This window comes from Gemmatimonadaceae bacterium (assembly GCA_020851035.1).
Lineage (GTDB): Bacteria > Gemmatimonadota > Gemmatimonadetes > Gemmatimonadales > Gemmatimonadaceae > JACMLX01.
On sequence record JADZDM010000023.1, the window covers coordinates 267,298 to 287,354 of the forward strand.

Below are 20,057 nucleotides of genomic sequence, written 5' to 3' on the forward strand. Positions count from 1 at the left end.
CCATCGCGCGGCAACCCGGTGTGCTCAGTCCGTCATCACGGCGCTGTGGCGCGTCTCGGGCATCGTCGCATACACCACCAGCGAGGCCGCGATGCACGCCGACACGTACCAGTAGAACCACCCCTCGTGCCCGAGCTGCTTGAACCACAGCGCGAGGTACTCCGCCGTGCCGCCGAACACCGAGACGGCGATCGCGTACGGGAAGGCCACCCCCAGCGCGCGCACACCGGTGGGAAACAGCTCCGCCTTCACCACCGCATTGATCGCCGTGTAGCCGCTCACCACCAGCAGCGCGAGCGTGAGCAGCAGCAGCGCACCGGCGGTCGACCGCACCTGCGCCAGCGCCGTCAGCAGCGGCAGGGTGCCGAGCGTGCCCACCACACCGAAGGCCATCAGCACCGGCCGGCGGCCCACCCGGTCCGAGATGGCCCCGACCACCGGCTGCACGCACATGAAGATCGCCAGCGACGCGGCGGACACCGTCGTCGCGTCGGCCTTCGAGAACCCGGCGGTGTTCACGAGGAACTTCTGCGCGTAGGTCGTGAAGGTGTAGAACGCCACCGTGCCGCCGGCGGTGAGGCCGAAGACAGTCGCCACCGCGCGCGGATGCAGGCGCAGGCTCGCGAAGCCGCCCGGCCCCGCCGCTCCCGCGCGCGCGGCGGTGAACGCCGCCGTCTCGTGGATCCCGCGGCGCAGGTACACCGCCACCAGCGCACAGGCGGCGCCGATCACGAACGGGATGCGCCAGCCCCACGCCTCCAGCGCCGGCACCGTCATCGTGCGCTGCAGCACCAGCAGCACCCCGAGCGCCAGCAGCTGGCCCATGATCAGCGTGACGTACTGGAAGCTGGACCAGAACCCGCGCTGGCGCTGGCCGGCCATCTCGCTCAGGTACGTGGCGCTCGCCCCGTACTCGCCGCCGACGCTCACGCCCTGCATCATCCGCGCGAGCACCAGCAGCGCCGGCGCCGCCACGCCGATGCGCGCGTACGACGGCGTGATGGCGATCAGCAGCGACCCGGCGCACATCAGCAGCACCGACGCCGTCAGCGCCGTGCGGCGCCCGTGCCGGTCGGCGTAGCGGCCCATCAGCCAGCCGCCGAGCGGGCGCATGAGGAACCCGATGGCGAACACCGCTGCGGCGTTCAGCAACTGCGCGGTCTGGTCTGCCGGCGGGAAGAAGGCCTTCGCGAAGTAGAGCGAGAAGGCCGAATAGGCGTACCAGTCGTACCACTCGACGAGGTTCCCGACCGACCCGCCCACGATCGAGCGAAGGCGCTGGGACGCGCTGGGCGCGGCGGCGGGCATCATGCCGCAAGTCTACGCGGCGGTGCGGCCACGCGCGGCGACGACGCCGGTGCTACGGCTGGCCCACCACCCGCGTGCGGGCACCGTCGCGGCTGAACATCTCCACGCGGTCGGCCCGGCCGTCGCCGTTGCGGTCCGTCCAGATCTGCACCAGGCGGCCGTCGCTGTCGAACCACTGGACCCGATCCGGCAGTCCGCCGCGCGGCGGCATCGGGAACCGCGCCGCCACGTTCAGGCCTCCGAACCAGCGCTGCAGCTCGGCCGGTCGCTGCCCCTCGATCCACTGCATCGCACTGCGCATCCCCGGCAGCGCCGTCGTGTCGTCACAGCGTGCGTCGCGGGCGTCGATGCACCCGTCGCCGGTCACGGCACACGCACCATCGCGGTTCACGTCCGTGCAGGGCTCACGCATGCCGCGCAGGCCCGCCCGGGCACGCTCCTCGTCGCGCGCCGGACGCACGAGGGGTCGGGACCAGTCGTTCGCCGGCAGCCCGCTCCTGCGCACCTCGGGCCCGTAGATGACCGTGGCCCCGACAGGCTTGGCTCGCAGCGCTGAACGGCAGTCGGTCGGTGCCGGCTGCTGCACCGGAGGCACGTCGCGCAACCACACGCGGCACATGCCGGCTGGCGGGGCGTACGCGGGAGGCACGTCGGGCTGTGACGGGGACTGCGCGGGCAGCGCCGCGGCGCCGCCCGCCATCCCTGTCACCAGCATGCCCCAGAAGAGCCCCGTACGTCTCACTGCGCTGTCTCCTTCACCGGTGTGTGCATCGGTCGCGTGCCCGACGCTCATACCCCCGGGAAGCAGGGTCGGTGCCACGTCGCCCCAAAGCGCCAACTGCTCGCCGTGCAACGACTTACGGGCATCCCCCCGCCCCGGCCTCCGGTGTGCGTCGTCCACTCGGGTGGACAGCTGTCCCACCACCGACGTCACAGCGGAAAGTTCCCGTCCAGCGTCAGTCGCCGAACGAGATCCCGGTCGCGCGCGCCGTGCGCACGATGTCGTGGTTCGGGTCGACGCGCTTCACCTCGCGCAGCGCCTCCACGATCGGGATGGTCACGATGTTCGGCGAGTGCAGCGCCACCATGTGGCCCCACCGCGCCTCGGCCACCGCCCGCACCGCCTCGCCACCGAAGCGGGTCGCCAGCAGGCGGTCGTACCCGGTCGGCTGGCCACCACGCTGCAGGTGGCCGAGCACCATCGAGCGCGCCTCCTTGCCCGTCTTCTCCTGGAGCATCCGCGCCAGCGGGCCGGCAATGCCACCCACACGCTTCGCCTGCCCCGGCATCGACGGCCCCATGATCGATTCCTCGCCACCGACCGGCACCGCGCCTTCCGCCACCACCACGATCGAGAACCGGCGACCGGCCAGGTCGCGCGAGCGGATCTTCTTCACCACCGTCTCGACGTCGAACGGGATCTCGGGAATCAGGACCACGTCCGCACTCGCGGCCACGCCGGCATGCAGCGCGATGAAGCCCGCGTCACGGCCCATCACTTCCAGCACCATCACCCGGTCATGGCTCTCGGCCGTCGTGTGCAGCTTGTCGATCGCCTCGATCGCCGTCGTCACCGCGGTGTCGAAGCCGAAGGTGGTGATCGTGCCACTCACGTCGTTGTCGATCGTCTTCGGCACGGCCACCATCTTCATCCCCTTCTCCACCAGCCGCTGCGCGATCGACAGCGACCCGTCCCCACCGATCGTGATGATCGCGTCGATGCCGAGTGCCCGTGAATTCGCCACCACCTCGTCCGAGCGGTCGATCTCGCGGTAGGTGCCGTCACCGTTCGGGATCGGATATGAGAACGGGTTGCCACGATTCGTCGTGCGCAGGATCGTCCCGCCAAGGTGCCCGATGCCGGCCACCATGTCCCGGGTCATCGGCACCACGTCATCCTCGCCGAGGAGGCCATAGTAGCCGCGCTTGATCCCCAGGACTTCCCATCCGCGATCGAGGGCGGAGAGGACAGCCGCACGAATGACTGCGTTCAGGCCCGGGGCGTCGCCGCCACCGGTGGACAGGGCAATGCGCATGACGTTGGTGTTTGGGTGTGGAGTCAGCCAAGGAAAGTAACCGGCCCGGGCCATGTTCCCACGGGGGCGCATAGAATTCGTTCATGCGTCTCCCGATCCTTGCCTGCCTGAGCCTCGCCGCCGGCCATCTCGCCGCCCAGGTTCCCACGACCCCGCCACTCCCGGCCGGCGTGCTCCGCGACCTCGACACCCGCATCGCCCGCGTCGCCCCCAAGGTCGTGAGCTGGCGGCGCGACCTGCACGAACATCCGGAGCTGAGCTACGCCGAGGAGCGCACGGCCGGCGTGGTCGCCGCGCACCTGAGGTCGCTTGGACTCGAGGTCCGCACCAACGTCGGCGGCACATTCAGCGTCGTCGCGGTGCTCCGCGGCGGCCGGCCGGGACCGGCGGTCGCGCTCCGTGCAGACATGGACGGACTGCCGGTCACCGAACAGACCGGCCTGCCGTTCGCCTCGAAGGTACGCACGCAGTACAACGGCCAGACCGTCGGGGTGATGCACGCCTGCGGTCATGACGCGCACACCGCCATCCTCATGGGCACCGCCGAGGTGCTGGCGGGCATGAAGGCAACACTGCCGGGCTCGGTCACCTTCCTCTTCCAAGCGGCGGAGGAAAGTGCCCCGGACGGCGGCGCGAAGCCGATGATCGAGGCCGGCGCCCTCGAGAACCCACGCGTCGAGGCGGTCTACGGCCTCCACACCTGGCCCGGGCCCACCGGCACGGTGTCCACCCGCAGCGGCGGCCTGATGGCCAGCGGCGACAACTGGCGCATCGTCGTCCACGGCAGGCAGGCACACGGCGCGCAGCCCTGGCGCAGCGTGGACCCGATCGTCATCGGGGCGCAGATCGTCTCGGGGCTGCAGACCATCGTGAGCCGGAACATCGACCTCACCGCCGGCCCGGCCGTCGTCACGGTCGGCGCGTTCCAGGCCGGCGTGCGCGAGAACATCATCCCCGACAGCGCAGTGATGTTCGGCACCTTCCGCACCTTCAACGAGACCGCCCGGCAGCGCGCCGCGGCCCAGATCCGGACGATCGCCGAGCAGTACGCCGCGGCCGGCGGTGCCACGGCCACGGTCACGATCTCCATGGGGTACGCCACGACCAGCAACGATCCGCGCTGGTTCGGCCGCGCCTCCACGACCCTCCGCAACGCATTGGGCGGCACGCAGGTGCTCGAGAGCGCCCCCTCGATGCCGGCCGAGGACTTCTCGCGCTTCCTCGAGAAGGTGCCGGGCATGTTCTTCTTCCTCGGCGTCACGCCGAAGGGACGCGATCCCCTCAGCGCACCGGCCAACCACTCGCCGATGTACGATGTCGACGAGGCCGCGTTCCCCACCGGCGTCAAGGCGCTCAGCGTGCTCGCGATCGATGCGCTGCTCAACGGGGTGCCGCCACTGGGCCCGCTCAAGTGAGCCGGCCCGGCGCCGTCATCCTCGACTGCGACGGCGTGCTGGTGGACAGCGAGCCGATCATGAACCGCGAGTTCTCCGCGATGCTGGCCGAGCTGGGGCTGCCGTACACCCCGGAGGAGAACCTGCGGACCTACATGGGTCGGTCCATGAAGAGCTGCCTCGAGATCATCGCGTCGCAGCTCGGCGGGCCGGTGCCGCCGGACTTCATCCCGGGGCTCGAGCAGCGCGCGTATGCCGCCTTCGCCCGTGAGCTGCAGCCCGTGGCCGGCATCGAGGCACTCCTCGACCGGCTGGACGGGACGGGCACACCGTATGCCGTGGCCAGCAGCGGGTCACACGACAAGATGCGCACGACCCTCGGCATCACCGGCCTGCTCCCGCGCCTCGCGGGCCGCATCACGAGCGCGACCGAGGTCGCACACGGCAAGCCAAGCCCCGACGTGTTCCTGCTGGCGGCGGAACGGCTCCGCGTTGCACCGTCGCGGTGTGTGGTGATCGAGGACTCGCTCCTCGGCATCGAGGCGGCGCTCGCCGCCGGCATGCGTGTGGTGGGCTATGCCGCGATGATGCGCGTCGAGGACATGCAGGCCGCCGGTGCGACGTTCGTGGTGTCGAGGATGGCGGCGGTGCCGGCCCTGCTCGCACTCGAATGATGCCGAGTGCGTGACTTCGGCTGGCGCACGCACGCAGCGCCGGCCAGCATGGGCGCTCCCGTCACCCGGAGTGCCCCATGCGCCCAGGCTTCACCCTGCCGGAACTGCTGCTGGTGTTGTGTGTCTCCGCCATCCTCGCCGGCATCGCCGCACCTGCGCTGATCGGCATGCGCGACCGCATCACGGTGCGCCTGGCTGCCGCCGATGCGGCCCGCACCCTGGCGGACGCCCGCAGCGTCGCACTCACCGCCGCGCGGCGCACGGCAGTCCGCATCGACTCGGCCGCCGGCACGCTCACGGTGATCGCCGGCGCCGACACCATCAGCACGCTGCGACTCGAGAGCTACGGTGTGGAGCTGCGCACCACCCGCGACTCCATCGCCTTCGGCCCCACCGGCATCGGCTGGGGTGCCGCCACCGCCACGATCACCCTGCGTCGCGGCTCGGCCACCACGGCGCTCGCCGTCTCGCGCATCGGGCGGATCCGCCGGGCCTGACGTTCGGCGGCGCTTCGGATCCAGAGGCTCGGCGCCGTGCACAGCGTCCACGATGCCGGCGCGGCGGGAACGTCCGCCGCGCCGGCCCCACGACCTACGAGCCGAAATCGTATCCCGGCACCGACACGCGCGGGATCTGCTGCCCGATGACGCGCTCGATCGTGCGCACCATCGCGATCTCGTCCGGGGCCATGAACGTCACCGCGTCACCCGTGGCCGCGGCGCGGCCCGTGCGGCCGATGCGGTGCACGTAGTCCTCCGCCTGCTGCGGCACGTCGTAGTTGATCACGTGCGAGATGCCGTTGATGTCCAGGCCGCGCTGTGCGATGTCGGTCGCGACCAGCACCCGGATGCTGCCGTCGCGGAAGCCCTCGAGCGCCTTGATACGCTGCGCCTGCGTCTTGTCGGCGTGCATCGCGGTCGAGGCGATGTCGTTCTTCTCGAGGTTGCGGACGACCTTGTCCGCCCCGTGCTTGGTGCGCGTGAACACCAGCACCGAGTCCATCTTCGGCTGCTGCAGCAGGTGCACCAGCAGGTCCACCTTCTTCTCGGCCGGCACCGGGTACACCGCGTGCGCCACCGTCACCGCCGCGCTGGAGCGGCGACCCACCTGCACGACGATCGGGCGACGCAGGTACTTGCGGGCCAGCGCCTCGACCTCGGGCGGCATCGTGGCGCTGAAGAGCAGCGTCTGGCGGTACTTCGGGATCTGCTCCACCACGCGGTTGATCTGCGGCGCGAAACCCATGTCCAGCATGCGGTCCGCCTCGTCGAGCACCAGCACCTCGAGGTCGTCCGGCACCATGTTCTGTTTCTCGAGGTGGTCGAGCAGGCGGCCCGGCGTGGCCACCACGATGTCCACCCCGCGGCGCAGCGCGGTCTCCTGCGGTTCGTACGGCACGCCACCGAAGATCGGCGCCACCTCGATGCCGGTGCCGCGCGCGTACTTCCGCACGCTTTCCTCCACCTGCAGCGCCAGCTCACGCGTGGGCGTGAGCACCAGCGCGCGCGTGCGCTTCGGGCCATCCAGCAGGCGGCTGATCAGCGGGAGCGTGAACGCGGCGGTCTTGCCGGTGCCGGTCTGGGCGAGGCCGATGATGTCGGAGCCGCGGAGTGCGAGCGGGATCGCATCGCGCTGGATCGGCGTCGGGTACTCGTAGCCGGCCTCGCGCACGGCGGCGAGGAGGCGGGGATCGAGGTCGAGCTGCTCGAAGGTCGTGCGGGCCTCGTCGGCGGCCACCTGCGCGGCGATCGTCTCGGGCGTCTCCTCGACGGCCTCCGGGACGAGGTTGTGTTCCGCCTCACTGACGGTGGTCGGTCCTGCGCCAGCGGGGCGCGCGCGACCGCCACTGCGTGGGCGTCGTGTCCGTGAATTCACTCGGTGTGGTGTGTTGCTTCCAGGTCGCCTGTTCGGCTTGCGCCGACCTGTGAAGCTGGCTGCAGCGGTCCCGGGGTCCGGTGCCGTCACGGGGACCGCCCCCGGCCGCGACGGAAAGCGTCGCGGACCGTCCGGGCGATCACCGCGGGTGCACGGAGTGCTCGTCGCGTGGGACGCCGGCGAGGTGGCGCATCAGGGGGACGCGTACCGCCGGTGAACATGCCGCCCAGGCGCGGGCAGCTGTTCGAGGTGGAACGTACTCACCCCCGGGGACGCGGAACACCCGCGCGCGGAAACGCCCCCAGCGACCTCATCCAGTCACGAACGCCGGCGCACCGAGGAATGGCAGCACGTGCGTCAGTGTCCAGGCCGGGCGCTCCTCATGCAGGACATGGCCGGCCCCGTGGGCCACGTGCAGCGCCGCATTCGGGAGCATGCGCGCCAATGTCGGGACCACCGACTGCGGGCGCACCACGGGATCGCGGTCGCCGAACATCACCAGCATCGGCTGGCGGAAACCGGCCAGCTCGGTCGGCGTCCAGGGTGACCAGCGGAACTCGTGGAGCAGCAGCCGCATGGCGTTGAGGAAGTCGGGGAACTGGGTCGGCGCCCAGTATTCGTCGACTTCGCGCTCGCCATCGGAGAGGCCGGCCTCGCCGCGTGACCGCCGGAGGGCAAAGCTGATCGCCCAGCGGGGGATGCTGCCCGGCAGGAGCCGTCCGGTCAGCGAGGGGGGCATGAGCTGCGTCCAGGCCGCGCGGTCGACCACGCCGAAACCCACGCTCCCGAGCAGCACGATGCGCGGCACGCGCGCAGGCGCTCGCAGCGCGAGGCTCATCCCCACCATGCCACCCATGGAGTGTGCGATGACCGGCGCCCCGGTGATCCCCAGGGCATCCATCGTCGCGGCCACATGCGACACCATCGCCTCGCGGGTGTACAGCGCGGGATCGGCGGGCCGGTCACTCAGCCCGTGCCCGCGCTGGTCCACCGCCAGGACACGCCAGCCGGCCGCGGCCAGTGGACCGGCGAAGTGCCGCCACGCATACGCCGTGCACCCCCAGCCGTGCAGCAGCACGATCGGTGGTGCCGCCGGGTCGCCGGTCTGCACCACCCGCACCCGCTCGCCGTCGTCGAGCCGCACCTGCAGCGCCGTGGCCGACGCGTCGTGTGCCGGATACATCTCGCCGGCAACGATCGGCACCGCGCGCTTCGACACCGGCACGCGGAGCACCCCGGCTACACGAGGTTCAGGTCGCGCCCGATCAGCCGTGCGATGAGCGACACGCGGAGCGTCACGTCGCTCCAGCGACGCTCACCCTCGGTGGAGGCATCCTCGAGCGGGAACCAGCCGATGAGCTCCGGCGCCGTGGTGGCCGGCATCGCATCACCCTTCATCGGATGCCAGACGCCGTACCGATCCGCACTCTCGACGAAGCGCTCGAACATGCGGATCCACGGCTCATGGCGACGGAACACGCCAAGGCGCACCATGATCTCGAGCCAGTGCAGCGCCGCCGGCACGTCGGCCTCGAGGGCGTTGCGATGCGGCAGCCGGTCACCCAGCACCGCGTTCGGGACCGGCACGAGCTGGCCCTCGATGAGCTGCACCGGCTCCTGCCGCGGCTCGGGCTGCATCAGGTGCTTGCCCAGCAGCTCCATGCCGATGTGGTACTCGGTGCGGAGTTCGGGCATGAAGGCGGCCATGCGGAGGAAGCCCATCGTCGGCGGCGCGGCCTCGCTGGCCAGCACCTGCTTGTTCCCGACGCGGATCCACGGCTTCGCCGCCAGCGGCGAGCGGAGGTAGTCCATCACGCGCTGCGTGGCGCGGATGGCGGCCCCGCGCACGCGCGGGTCGCGCTCGTAGCCAGCCTGCGCGAGCAGCGCCGCCGCCTCCACGCGCACGTTCGCACGCACGCGCTTCGCGAGCTCCTTGTTCCCCGCCACCGACTCGGCCAGCTCGAACAGCATGAACGGATCCTCGTCCATCGCCAGGAGACGGAACAGGAACCGGCGCGAGACGGCCAGCGGGGGCGAGTCACGATCCCAGCCACATTCGAGCAGGTGGCGGAACGCCGAGAAGGTGGCGGTGTGCGGCGCCGCGCCGGGGAGCGGGAAGAGCCGTCCGCCCCAGGTGCCGTCGAGGTGCATGGTCACGGCGCAGCGGATCGCCGATGCCTGCGCCAGCGTCACCGGCTGCGCCTCGAGTGGCGCCTTCAACTTTGCGAGCTCGACGATGGCACGGTACTGCACCGCTCCCGTGCCCTCACGCATCAGCCAGCGCACCGGCACCCGGACCGTGGAGTCGGGCATGTCGGGCAGTACCGGCTTCGGCGGAGGCGGGGGCGGAGCCGCGGGCGCGTCAGCCGGAGGCGTCAGCGGTGCGGTCGGGAGGCCCGTTTCGAGTTCTGGGAGATCGGTCACAGGAGGGGTAGCGGACGGAACACGTTGCGCCACAACAACCTCCAAGCTAGCACAGGAACGGCGTCACGGCATGGGTGCGGGGCATTTTGCGCTCCGGACGAACGGGAAGTCCCACTCAGCGGGACGATACACAATACGGCGGCGCCTCCGAAGCTATTAAAGCCACATTTGCGGCGGCACGATCATGGCGTAGCGTATAGAGGGTCGGCGGTGATGCCGGTGCTCACCGGCAGGCACGGCGCTTCGCCCTCACGATCGGCACCTGCCGAGCAGCTGGAGCTGGCCGGATTCTCCCCCACGAGACATGGACGGTGGTGTAGTGCGCGGCGAGTTCCTGGACGTCGGCGGCGCACGCCTCTACTACTACGCCGCCGGCACGCGGGGTGGCGGTGAGCCCCTCGTCCTCATCCACGGCTTCCCCACCTCGTCGCATCTCTGGCAGGACCTCGTCCCGCTGCTGCCCGATGGCCGGCGCGTGGTCGTGCTCGACCTGCTGGGCTACGGCCGGAGTGATCCCCCGGGCGAGCTGCCGCTCGACATCCGCGCGCACGCCGACCGGCTCCTGATCCTGCTCGACCTCCTCGGGATCAATCGCGCCTGCCTCATTGGCCACGACGTGGGAGGTGGCATCGCACAGGCCGTGGCCGTCAAGGCGCCGCATCGCGTGTCGCACCTCTGCCTGATCAGCAGCGTGTCGTTCGACGACTGGCCCTCGCGCGAAGTGAAGATGGCGCGCGCCACACTGCCACTGACGCGCCATCTTCCAGCCACCTGGGTGCTCGGCGTGCTCAAGACCGACCTCGCGCGCGGCTACGTCGACGCCGACCTCGCGGCCCGATCCATCGAGCGGTACGTCCGCGGCTTCGCGACGCCGGCCGGACGCGACCTCCTCGTGGCGCACCTCGAGGCGCTCGACAGCGCCGACACACTCGAGATCGGCGCCAGGCTCGGGTCGGTGCCCGCCCCCACCGCCATCATCCAGGGCGCCCACGACCCGTTCCTCACCACGGCCGCCGCGCGACGCCTGCAGCAGGCCATCCGCGGATCGACCCTCGAGATCATCGAGTCGGCGCGGCACTTCCTCCCCGAGGAATCACCCGAGCGGTTGGCCAGGATCATCACTGCGCTCGTGGAGCAGTGACGGCGACCCGCTGAGGCAGCCGCGCCGCGTGCTCAGGGCGCGCGGTTCACCATCGTCACGAAGCCGATGCGGCGTGCCACCGGCACGCCGAAGGGCAGCGTGCCGCTGAAGCCGACCACCACCACTGTCTGCGCCCCCCCGGCGGGCAGCGTGATGCTCCCCGTTGCCAGCACCGTCGCCGGTTCCGACAGCGCCGTGAGCGTGAGCGTGTAGGAGCCGGGCGCCATCACGGTGGTGAGCGTGCTCCGGTAGTCCACGCCGGCGAAGGTGGGCGTGCCGGTGACCGCGCCGCCGGCTGGCGTGACGTAGAGATCCAGCCCATCGGCATCGGCGGCGCCATTGATCACCCGCAGCCGCGCCTGGCCGCCCGCCGGCTGCGTGACGTCGTCCACATACGCGGAGAGCGCCGCCGCACGACCGCTCACCGTGTCCCGCGCCTGGCCGGCGCCCAGCACCGTCAGGCTGGCGCCATCCGACACCCGGATCTGGTTCAGGGAGGCAAGCGACCGGGGCTTGTCCGCTGACTCACTGGGCGACGGCTGCACCGCGAACGCCAGCGTGCCCGCGCTCACGGACAGGTACGCCGACGCGGCACCGTACGGCACTGCCGTCTGCGAGGCGTTGAGCGTGGCGTTGATGCGGAAGTCCACGGCCGACGTGTCGGCCAGCGCGTGCACGAAACGCACGCGCGCATCGGTGAGGTCGGGGCCGGCGGTGTCGTCGCTGGCGCAGGCGGTGAGCAGCAGCAGTGCCGCTGCGGTCAGGAATGGGCGCGTCATGTTGTGTGAAGACCGGATCCGTGGGCCGGATGTTCCCGCGCGCGACCCGGCCGTCAGGAGACGCGGTCAGCCTCGCGGGCCCCTTCGAGAAGATACGCGAGATCGCGCGAGAGTGCCTGGGCCTGCTCCGTCGCCATGCCGACATCCGAGCGGACCTGCGGCACGTCGAGGCCCAACGACCCGAGCCGCAGCACGTCGAGGCGCAGGCCCTGCAGCCGCAGCGATGCACTCTCCAGCTTCGCACGCAGGCTGGTGCGCCGCCCCTCGAGATCCGCGATGGACTGCCGCTGGCGCAACAGCAGCGAGAGTGTCGCATCGGAATCGGGCACGCCGCGCATGCGCAACTCGGCGATGCGACCGTCGAGCGAGCCGTCGGTGGCGCTGCCCATGTCGCGGTCGAGCTGGTGCAGCGCGCCGCAGACCTCCGCGATGCGCTGCACCAGCGCATTCACGGTGGGGAGCATGTCCGGGATGACGGAGCTGCCGCCGCCGTCCAGCCGTGCCATCTGCTGCCGGATGGCGGTGCGGTCGTCCACCGCCAGCCGGAGCCGCTCGCCGTACGCGCTCATCACCACGTCGGGCGGCGCGAGCTGCGACACTTCCTCCTCGCGCAGGCGGAACGCCGTGCCCGCCGAGCGTGCCGCCTCGCTGTCGCGCCAGGTGCCGTTGAGCAGGTCCCGGCGGCGGAAGCCGAGTCGCCGCAGCGGGCGCGCAGCGCGCATGGCGCTGACGGCCGAGACGAGCGCCACCGCGCCGCCGCCGAGCATGACCGGGATCAGTGCCTGGATCTCGAACGTGCTGCCGACGACCAGCGACACCACCGCGGTGCCCGCCGCGACCGCCGCGACCTTGATGCGCCGCGCGAACCGCCGCGCGCGTCCGGCGAGGCTGTTGCTGAACAGTGTCGCCGGCACCGTGCCCTCGACACCGGCGCTCTCCAGCGCGCGGTCGTTGCGCATCACGTCGAAGAATGACAGGCCGGCATCCCCCAGCGGGCGCCAGCGGGCGCTCAGGCCCATCAGCATGCCGAAGGCCGGGAACACGATCCAGGGAAATCCGTCCCAGATCCCGTTGATGATGCCCAGGAACGCGAGCGTCGCGAAGGTGCTCTTCGCGTGCCGCCGGAACGTCTGCGCCTGGAGCGCGATGCTCTTCGCGTCTGCGCTCGCACCGTACACCCACGCTGGCACCGCATTCGCGCCGGCCAGCGGCACGGGAGGCCGCGGGGGCACGGGCAGGCCCGGCGGACGCAACGGCGGTGGGGCCAGCGGCCGCGCCTCGCGCGGCGGCGGGGCGGAGCGCGGTGCGGGGTCGTCCGCCCCCCGCGCGGGCCTCGACATCGCCGGCACGCCGATCACCGGCGGCGTGGGCGGCAGGCGCACCGGGTCGACCGCCGCCGCAGCCCCGGTGCGCGGATTCCGCAGCGCCGACGCAAAGTCGGCCAGCGTCGGCCAGCGGTCGGCGGGTTTCTTGGCCAGCGCACGCTCGATCGCGGCCACCAGTGCCAGCGGCGCCGATGGCGCGCGCGCCGCCAGCGGCGGCAGCGGTTCCGAGACCTGCTTCAGCATCAGCGCCGGCGTGCTGTTGGCGACGAACGGCGGCGCACCCGCGAGCATCTGGTATCCCACGATGCCCAGCGAATAGAGGTCCGTCCTCCCGTCCACCTCCCCCTCGCCGATCGCCTGCTCGGGGCTCATGTACGTCGGCGTGCCGACGGCCACGCCGGTGAGCGTCAGTCGGCCATCCCCTTCGGCGGCACGCGCGATCCCGAAGTCGGTCACCAGCACGCGCTTCGAATCGCGCTCGATGAGGATGTTGTCCGGCTTGATGTCACGATGGATCACGCCATGCGCATGGGCGTACGCCAGGGCGTCGGCGACGCTCCCCAGGATGCGCTCCGTCTCCGGCCCATCGACTCGTCCCTCCCGGGCGAGGCGATCGCCGAGCGTCTCGCCCTCGACCAGCGCCATCACGATCCAGACCAGCGTGTCGCGCTCCTCGACGCCGTAGATCGGCACGATGTGCGGATGCGTGAGCTGCGCGGCGGTCTGCGCCTCGCGCATGAACCGTTCGCGCACGTTCGCCACGAACGCCAGCTCCGGCGGGAGCACCTTCACCGCCACGTCGCGCCGCAGGCGCACGTCCCGGGCCCGGTACACCACGCTCATGCCGCCGCGGCCGAGTTCCGCCTCCACGGTGTAGGCGGGGGCGAGTGCCGCCGCGAGGCGGTCGCGCAGGGCGTCGCTGCCGGACGCGGCGGGCGCGGTCATGGGGCGCGCGGCGCCGCGCTCAGCGCGTGCCCGGCGACGTGCGCGACGCCTTCTCGCTGCCGACGGCGGCGAGCACGGCGTCCACATCACGTGCCAGTTCCTGCGCGCGCTCGGCGAGCTGCGTCACCTGCGCCGCCGAGCCCGGGGTCGCACCCGTGCGCAGCTTGACGAGGTCGAAGCGGATCGAGCGCAGGGCGGCCCGTGCACGCTCGAGGCGATCGGTGGAGCGCTCGCGCCGCGCCTTTTCGGTGGATGCCAGCCGTCCCTCGCGGCGCAGCCTGGCCAGGCGGCGCACGCGCTCCTCGCTGCCGCGTTCCAGCGGGTTCGCCTGGGCCTCGAGCATCGCGATCTCGCTCTCGATGCGCCCCACGTCGGGCAGTGCGGCCGCGTTCCGGTCGAGGTCCGCGAGCTGTGCCGCCTCGGCCTTCACGGCGTTCAGCAACTCCTCGGACTTCGACAGGATCCCGCTGGCGATGCCCCGCTCCGCCTTCGGCAGCGTCTCGTACATGCGCTGGATCTCGGCCCGGTCGCTCACGCCGTCACGCACCGCGTCGAGCCAGGTGCCGTAGCGGTTGCGGTCGTCGACGGCCGCCCCGGGCACGACGCCGGCGGGCAGCGTGCCATCCTCGGAGGCGAGGCGGTCGGTGGCCGAGAAGAGCGACCCGCCGGTGCCCTGCTGCAGGCGCAGGCGCTGGCGCTCTCGCACCATGTTGCGCTTGTTCGGGTCCCAGAGCGCCGCCACGTCCTCTGCCTTCTCCGACATCACGTCGGCCAGCAGCACGTGCCGCTGCTGCTTGAACACGTCGCGCCAGTCGTAGCCCGCCTGCCACAGCTTCGCATAGCCCATCGCGATGCCGATCGACCAGAAGGCCGGGATGAAGGTGAGGTCGCCGACGTTGAGCATCTTCATCAGCAGCGTGACGCCGGTGGCCGTGAGGAACGGCGCCAGTCCCTTGCGGAACTTCACCACCTGCGGCGCATACCAGCGTGCCACCTCGTCGGCGGTGGCCTCGACGTAGGACGGCTGGGCGCCGTAGGCCGGCGCGGCAGCCATTGCGCCGGTGGCCTGCCCTGCGCCGCCGTACACCCAGGCCGGCTGCGGGGCCTGACCCACCAGCGGCGCCGCGGGGCGCACCGGTGCGGGGGCGCGGTACCCCGACGAGATGCGGCCGTCCAGCGCCGCCGTCAGCTCGTCGGCCGTGGCGTAGCGCGCCGACGGCTCCTTCTCCAGGAGGCGCATGATGATGCCCGCGAGATCGGGCGGCGTGTCGGGACGACGCTCGACGATCGGGAGCGGCTTCTCCGAGAGCTGCTTCACGAGCAATGCCGGCGTGCTGTTGGCCTCGAACGGCAGGCGGCCGGCCAGCATCTGGTACCCGAGCGTGCCGAGCGCATAGAGGTCGGCGCGGCCATCGATCTCGCGCTCGCCGGCGCACTGCTCCGGTGACATGTAGGCGGGCGTGCCGATGGCGATGCCGGTGGCGGTCAGCCGTGTCTCGGCCCCGTCCTGCACGGCGCGCGCGATGCCGAAGTCGGTCACGATCGCGCGCCCGTCATCCTTGTCGATCAGGATGTTGTCGGGCTTGATGTCGCGGTGCACGAACTTGCGCGCATGGGCGAAGGCCAGCGCGCCGGCCACCTCGCGCATGATGCGGCGGACGTCGGCCACCGGCAGCGGGCCGCGGGTGGCCATCTGCTTGCCGAGGTTGTCGCCGTCGACGCAGGCCATGATGAAGTAGACCAGCCCGTCCTTCTCATCCACCGAGTAGATCGGCACGATGTTCGGGTGCGCGAGCTGGGCCGCCATCTCCGCCTCGCGCAGGAAGCGCGACTTGATCTCGGTGCGGTAGGCGAGTTCCGGCGGGAGGAGCTTGACGGCGACGGTGCGCTTCAGGCGCGTGTCGCGCGCCCGGTACACGATGCCCATGCCGCCGCGACCGAGCTCGCCCTCCACCTCGTATTGAGGGGCGAGGGCGCGCTCGACTCGCGCCAACAGCTCGGTGTCGGCGGTGGCATCTACCGGGTCAGGCACGTTGGGCCGGCGAAAAGGGACAGAATTACGTTCAGCGTAGGATAGCATCCCGGGACCACCCGTAGGAGTCGCGGCCGGGTCCGGCGCTCCCGGGCACCGTCCGGCGCCGCGGACCGCGCACCGGAATGCACCACGGCAGGAGCGCCGGGCTGACCACATGGCACCCCATACGCCAGACCGGCCGGAAAAGTTTGGACGGGGGTGCCGACTTGGCACGGCGGGCGCGCCTGTGGCTTGCAACGGGTGAGGACAGGAGACGCATCCGGCTCTCGTGGACCGTGGCCCTGGCAAGGGCACCGGCCAACAGCACCGCCGGTCGCGTCCGTATCATGTCCGGGACACCTTGCCAGGTGGCCCGCCAGTCCGAGAGAGCCACCCGATGGCTGACCGTCAGACCCTGCCCGTCCTGCCCCTCCGTGGGCAGGTGATCTTCCCCGGCCTCACCGCCCCCATCGCGGCGGGCCGGCCGGGAACACTGCGGGCGATCGAGACGGCGCTGAAGGGCGACCGGCTCGTCTTCGCCGTCGCCCAGCGCGACACGTCGGAGGAGCCGACGGGCGACAACCTCTACACCACCGGCGTCATCGCGCGGATCGGCCAGATCCAGCGCGGCCTGGGTGGCGTGCAGCTGCTGCTGCAGGGCGAGACCCGCGCCACGGCGCTCCAGTTCCTCAAGACCGACGGCTTCCTCTCGGCGGCGATCGTGCCCACGCTGGACATGGAGCCGATCGACCCGAAGGATCCCGCCTTCGAGGCGCTGCACCGCGAGACCCGCGAGCGCGCGACGGAGCTGGGCGAGAAGCGCGGCCTCCCCGAGGAGGCGGTGCACCAGGTGCTGGACAGCGTGACCGAGCCGGGCCGGTTCGCCGACCTCGTGGCCGGCTACCTGGACGTCGACGTGCCGCAGAAGCAGGCGCTGCTCGAGACGCTGAGCGTCGAGGAGCGGATCCGCCGCGTGCTGGTCCACGTGCAGCGCCAGATCGGCATGCTCTCGGCCCAGGAGGACATCAAGAACCAGGTCCAGGAGGAGCTGGGCGACCGCCAGCGCGAGATGTTCCTGCGCGAGCAGCTGAAGGCGATCCAGAAGGAGCTGGGTGACGACGACTCGAGCAAGGAAGTCGAGGCGCTGCGCGAGAAGCTGGGCAAGCTGGAGCTGCCGAAGGAGGCGCAGAAGGAGGTCGAGCGGGAGCTCGGCCGGCTCGAGCGCGCCGGCCGCGAGAGCATGGAGGCGCAGGTGATCCGCACCTACCTCGAGTCGATCGCCGAACTGCCGTGGAACACGCGCAGCGACGACCAGCTCGACCTGCCGCGTGCCGTCACGGTGCTGGAGGAGGATCACTACGGCCTGGGCGACGTGAAGGACCGCGTGCTCGAGTTCCTGGCCGTGCGCCAGCTGCGCGCGAAGCAGCTGGAGGCGGAGCTGCAGCAGGCGGGCGAGCTGCCGGTGACGAAGGTCGTGGCGGACGACGAGGCCGTGCCCGCTGACGCCGCGCCGATCACCGACAACAAGGAGGCGAAGGCCCGCGCCATGGCGCGCGGCCCGATCCTGCTGTTCAACGGCCCGCCGGGCGTGGGCAAGACCTCGATCGCGAAGTCCATCGCGCGGGCGCTGGGGCGCGAGTACGTGCGCATCGCGCTCGGCGGCGTGCGCGACGAGGCCGACATCCGAGGCCATCGCCGCACCTACGTGGGCGCCATGCCGGGCCGCATCATCAACGGGATGAAGGCGGCCGGCACGCGGAACCCCGTGTTCCTGCTGGACGAGGTGGACAAGCTTGGCACCGGCTTCCAGGGCGACCCGGCGAGTGCGCTGCTGGAGGTGCTGGACCCGGCGCAGAACAACAGCTTCACCGACCACTACCTGGGCGTGCCGTTCGACCTGAGCGAGGTGCTCTTCATCGCCACGTCGAACTTCATCCAGAACATCCCGGGCCCGCTGCTGGATCGCATGGAGGTGGTGGAGTTCAGCGGCTACACCGAGAAGGAGAAGGCGGGGATCGCCACGCAGTACCTGGTGCCGCGCCAGTTCGACGAGAGTGGCCTGAAGCACGCGGGGATCACGCTCACGCCCGATGCGGTGATGACCGTCGTGAGCCAGTACACGCGCGAGGCGGGCGTGCGGCAGCTGGAGCGCCAGATCGGCGCGGTGGCGCGCAAGGTCGCGCGCAAGCTGGCAGCGGGTGGCGCGGAGGCGGAGACGGTGCCGACGGTCCTCGACAGCGCCGCCGTGCGCGACCTGCTCGGCCGGCCGCGCGTGCACCCCGAGAAGATCGCCGACACCGACTCGGTGGGCATCGCCAACGGCATGTACTACACGCCGATGGGTGGTGACATCATGTTCGTCGAGGCGTCGGTGCGCCGTCCGGGCACGAAGTCCGTGCAGCGTCCCGGGGTGGCTGAGTCGGCGGTGGAGACAATCACCGACGGCCTGGGGGTGAGCGGCCCCGTGTCGCTGATCCTGACCGGCCAGCTGGGCGACGTGATGAAGGAGAGTGCGCGCGCCGCATTCACCTTCGCCACCAACAACGCGGCGTCACTCGGCATTCCGGCCAGCCGCCTCGGCGCGGTGGAGGCACACATCCATGTGCCGGCGGGTGCGATCCCGAAGGATGGCCCGAGCGCCGGCATCGCGATCGCGACGGCGCTGGTCAGCGAGATGAGCGGCCGCCCTGTGCGCCGCGACGTCTCCATGACCGGGGAGATCACGCTGCGCGGCCGCGTGCTGCCGATCGGCGGGATCAAGGAAAAGGTGCTGGGCGCACATCGCGCCGGGATCAAGCACGTGATCATCCCGAAGGCCAACGAGGCCGACCTCGAGGACGTGCCGGAAGAGGTGCGCCAGGAGCTGACGTTCCATCCGGTGCAGACGCTGGACGAGGTGCTCAAGGTCGCGCTGGTGCCGCAGAGCGATGTCGAGCGGGTGATCGAGCGCGAGCTGGCGTCGCTCTGATGCCCGATCACTGACGGCACCAGCCTCGACGCAGGGGCACTGCGTGGGACGCCGCGGGCGCGGGCGTCCCACGCCCCGGGAGTGAGGCGCTGCACGACGGGGCTCGCGGTAGGTTGCGGATCGTGTCGTCAGACTCCCAGCCTCGCCGCATGCCTGCAGCCGAGATCGTCCCGCGCGACCCTCCGGCCGCGCCGAACCGCCGTGCGCGGCACCACCCGATCGCGCGGATCACGCACTGGGTCAGCGCCCTCGCCTTGTGCGTGATGGCAGGCTCGGGACTTCGCATCTTCAATGCCAGTCCATCATTTGCGCCGAAGGGCAGCACGTTTGCGCTCTGGCCGTGGAACGGCACGCCGGCCCCGGCCAGCCTGACCTTCGGCGGGTGGCTGGGCGGCGCGCGGCACTGGCATTTCGCGATGATGTGGCTGCTGGTGGCCAACGGCCTGCTCTACCTCGGCCACCTCTGGCTGCGCGGCGAGTGGCGCACTCTGATGCCGCTCCGCGGCGACGTCCGCGATGCGATCCAGATGGCGCACTTCTACCTTGGCCTGCGCATGCGACACCCGCATCAGGGCAAGCACAACGCGCTCCAGAAGTTCGCGTACTCCGCCATGATCGTGCTGGGCATCGTGTCGGTGGTGACCGGTGTCGCGATCTGGAAGCCGGTGTCACTCGGCTGGCTGGCGGCGGCGATGGGTGGCTATCACTGGGCCCGCTGGTGGCACTTCGCCGCGATGCTGGGCCTGGGCCTGCTGGTGGTGGTGCACGTGGTGATGGTGTTCGCGGTGGATCCGTATGCGCTGCGCGCGATGACGACCGGCGGCTACGATGCGGAGCGCTGGTCGCCGGAACGCCGCAATGCCCGGCCCTTCATCAACCTTGCCCCGGCACAGGCCGACGATACGCCATGACGCCGCACCGTGAGATCCTGCGCCGTGCCGACGAGGCGGTGGAGCGTGCGCGTGCCAGTGGGCGGCTGGACCGGCGCGCGTTCATGCGGCTGTCCTCACTCGGCATCGGCGCGTCGATCCTGTCGGCGTGCAACAGCCCGGGCCCGGGATCGGCGGAGAAGCTGCTGACGTTTGCCACGCAGCAGAACGAGAAGTTCGAGCGCTGGCTGCTGGGTGACGGATCGCTGGCCCGCACCGGCGGCGTGCCGCCGGCGGGGGCGCGC

At 71.3% G+C, this 20,057-nt stretch carries 16 protein-coding genes; 7 read left to right on the forward strand and 9 right to left on the reverse strand.

The annotated features are described in order from the left end of the window. Positions 1-24 precede the first annotated feature (24 nt). From IT355_16615 to IT355_16625, 3 genes are all read right to left on the reverse strand, one after another. A complete protein-coding gene (locus IT355_16615; GenBank protein ID MCC7054897.1) occupies positions 25-1,311 on the reverse strand; it encodes an MFS transporter in 1,287 nt (428 codons plus the stop codon). A 49-nt stretch (positions 1,312-1,360) separates the two neighbouring features. After that, the gene (locus tag IT355_16620) at positions 1,361-2,050 is read right to left on the reverse strand and encodes a hypothetical protein (protein MCC7054898.1); all 690 of its coding nucleotides are present in this window, start codon (positions 2,048-2,050) and stop codon (positions 1,361-1,363) included. A gap of 214 nt (positions 2,051-2,264) precedes the next feature. Continuing rightward, positions 2,265-3,344 carry an ATP-dependent 6-phosphofructokinase gene (locus IT355_16625; GenBank protein ID MCC7054899.1) on the reverse strand — a complete coding sequence of 360 codons (1,080 nt, stop codon included), beginning with the start codon at positions 3,342-3,344 and terminating at the stop codon, positions 2,265-2,267. 83 nt (positions 3,345-3,427) lie between these two features. Between IT355_16625 and IT355_16630 the strand changes: the two genes are divergently transcribed. The 3 genes from IT355_16630 (at position 3,428) to IT355_16640 (ending at position 5,909) form a co-directional block, all read left to right on the forward strand. Continuing rightward, positions 3,428-4,759, forward strand: a complete 1,332-nt coding sequence (locus IT355_16630; protein MCC7054900.1) for an amidohydrolase — start codon at positions 3,428-3,430, stop codon at positions 4,757-4,759. Next, entirely contained in the window at positions 4,756-5,412 is a 657-nt protein-coding gene (locus IT355_16635) for an HAD family phosphatase (GenBank protein ID MCC7054901.1), read from the forward strand. The genes IT355_16630 and IT355_16635 overlap by 4 nt, the downstream gene beginning before the upstream one ends. 77 nt (positions 5,413-5,489) lie before the next feature. Continuing rightward, a complete protein-coding gene (locus tag IT355_16640) occupies positions 5,490-5,909 on the forward strand; it encodes a prepilin-type N-terminal cleavage/methylation domain-containing protein (GenBank protein ID MCC7054902.1) in 420 nt (139 codons plus the stop codon). A 94-nt stretch (positions 5,910-6,003) separates the two neighbouring features. Here the strand turns inward: IT355_16640 and IT355_16645 are convergent, their stop codons facing one another. The 3 genes from IT355_16645 to IT355_16655 all read right to left on the reverse strand — a co-directional run bounded on the left by IT355_16645 (position 6,004) and on the right by IT355_16655 (position 9,600). Beyond that, positions 6,004-7,149: a DEAD/DEAH box helicase gene (locus IT355_16645; GenBank protein ID MCC7054903.1), complete on the reverse strand. Its 1,146-nt coding sequence runs from the start codon at positions 7,147-7,149 to the stop codon at positions 6,004-6,006. A 448-nt stretch (positions 7,150-7,597) separates the two neighbouring features. Further along, complete coding sequence (locus tag IT355_16650) at positions 7,598-8,512, reverse strand: alpha/beta hydrolase (GenBank protein MCC7054904.1); 915 nt, start codon at positions 8,510-8,512, stop codon at positions 7,598-7,600. A gap of 14 nt (positions 8,513-8,526) precedes the next feature. Continuing rightward, positions 8,527-9,600 carry a hypothetical protein gene (locus IT355_16655; GenBank protein MCC7054905.1) on the reverse strand — a complete coding sequence of 358 codons (1,074 nt, stop codon included), beginning with the start codon at positions 9,598-9,600 and terminating at the stop codon, positions 8,527-8,529. A 415-nt stretch (positions 9,601-10,015) separates the two neighbouring features. Here IT355_16655 and IT355_16660 point away from each other — a divergent pair, with 415 nt between their 5' ends. Continuing rightward, the gene (locus tag IT355_16660) at positions 10,016-10,852 is read left to right on the forward strand and encodes an alpha/beta hydrolase (GenBank protein ID MCC7054906.1); all 837 of its coding nucleotides are present in this window, start codon (positions 10,016-10,018) and stop codon (positions 10,850-10,852) included. A 32-nt stretch (positions 10,853-10,884) separates the two neighbouring features. Here the strand turns inward: IT355_16660 and IT355_16665 are convergent, their stop codons facing one another. From IT355_16665 to IT355_16675, 3 genes are read right to left on the reverse strand one after another with little or no spacing between them, the layout of a single operon-like run. Next, on the reverse strand, positions 10,885-11,631 hold the full coding sequence (locus IT355_16665) for a DUF4397 domain-containing protein (GenBank protein ID MCC7054907.1): 747 nt from the start codon (positions 11,629-11,631) through the stop codon (positions 10,885-10,887). 53 nt (positions 11,632-11,684) lie between these two features. Continuing rightward, positions 11,685-13,901: a serine/threonine protein kinase gene (locus IT355_16670; protein ID MCC7054908.1), complete on the reverse strand. Its 2,217-nt coding sequence runs from the start codon at positions 13,899-13,901 to the stop codon at positions 11,685-11,687. 19 nt (positions 13,902-13,920) lie between these two features. Continuing rightward, entirely contained in the window at positions 13,921-15,933 is a 2,013-nt protein-coding gene (locus tag IT355_16675) for a serine/threonine protein kinase (GenBank protein MCC7054909.1), read from the reverse strand. A 379-nt stretch (positions 15,934-16,312) separates the two neighbouring features. On the opposite strand from IT355_16675, the gene lon reads away from it, so the two are divergent. From lon to IT355_16690, 3 genes are all read left to right on the forward strand, one after another. Further along, entirely contained in the window at positions 16,313-18,883 is a 2,571-nt protein-coding gene (lon, locus tag IT355_16680) for an endopeptidase La (GenBank protein ID MCC7054910.1), read from the forward strand. A gap of 149 nt (positions 18,884-19,032) precedes the next feature. Further along, positions 19,033-19,794: a cytochrome b/b6 domain-containing protein gene (locus IT355_16685; GenBank protein MCC7054911.1), complete on the forward strand. Its 762-nt coding sequence runs from the start codon at positions 19,033-19,035 to the stop codon at positions 19,792-19,794. Further along, a partial coding sequence (locus tag IT355_16690) for a hypothetical protein (protein MCC7054912.1) occupies positions 19,791-20,057 on the forward strand: 267 nt, incomplete at its 3' end. The genes IT355_16685 and IT355_16690, both read left to right, overlap by 4 nt.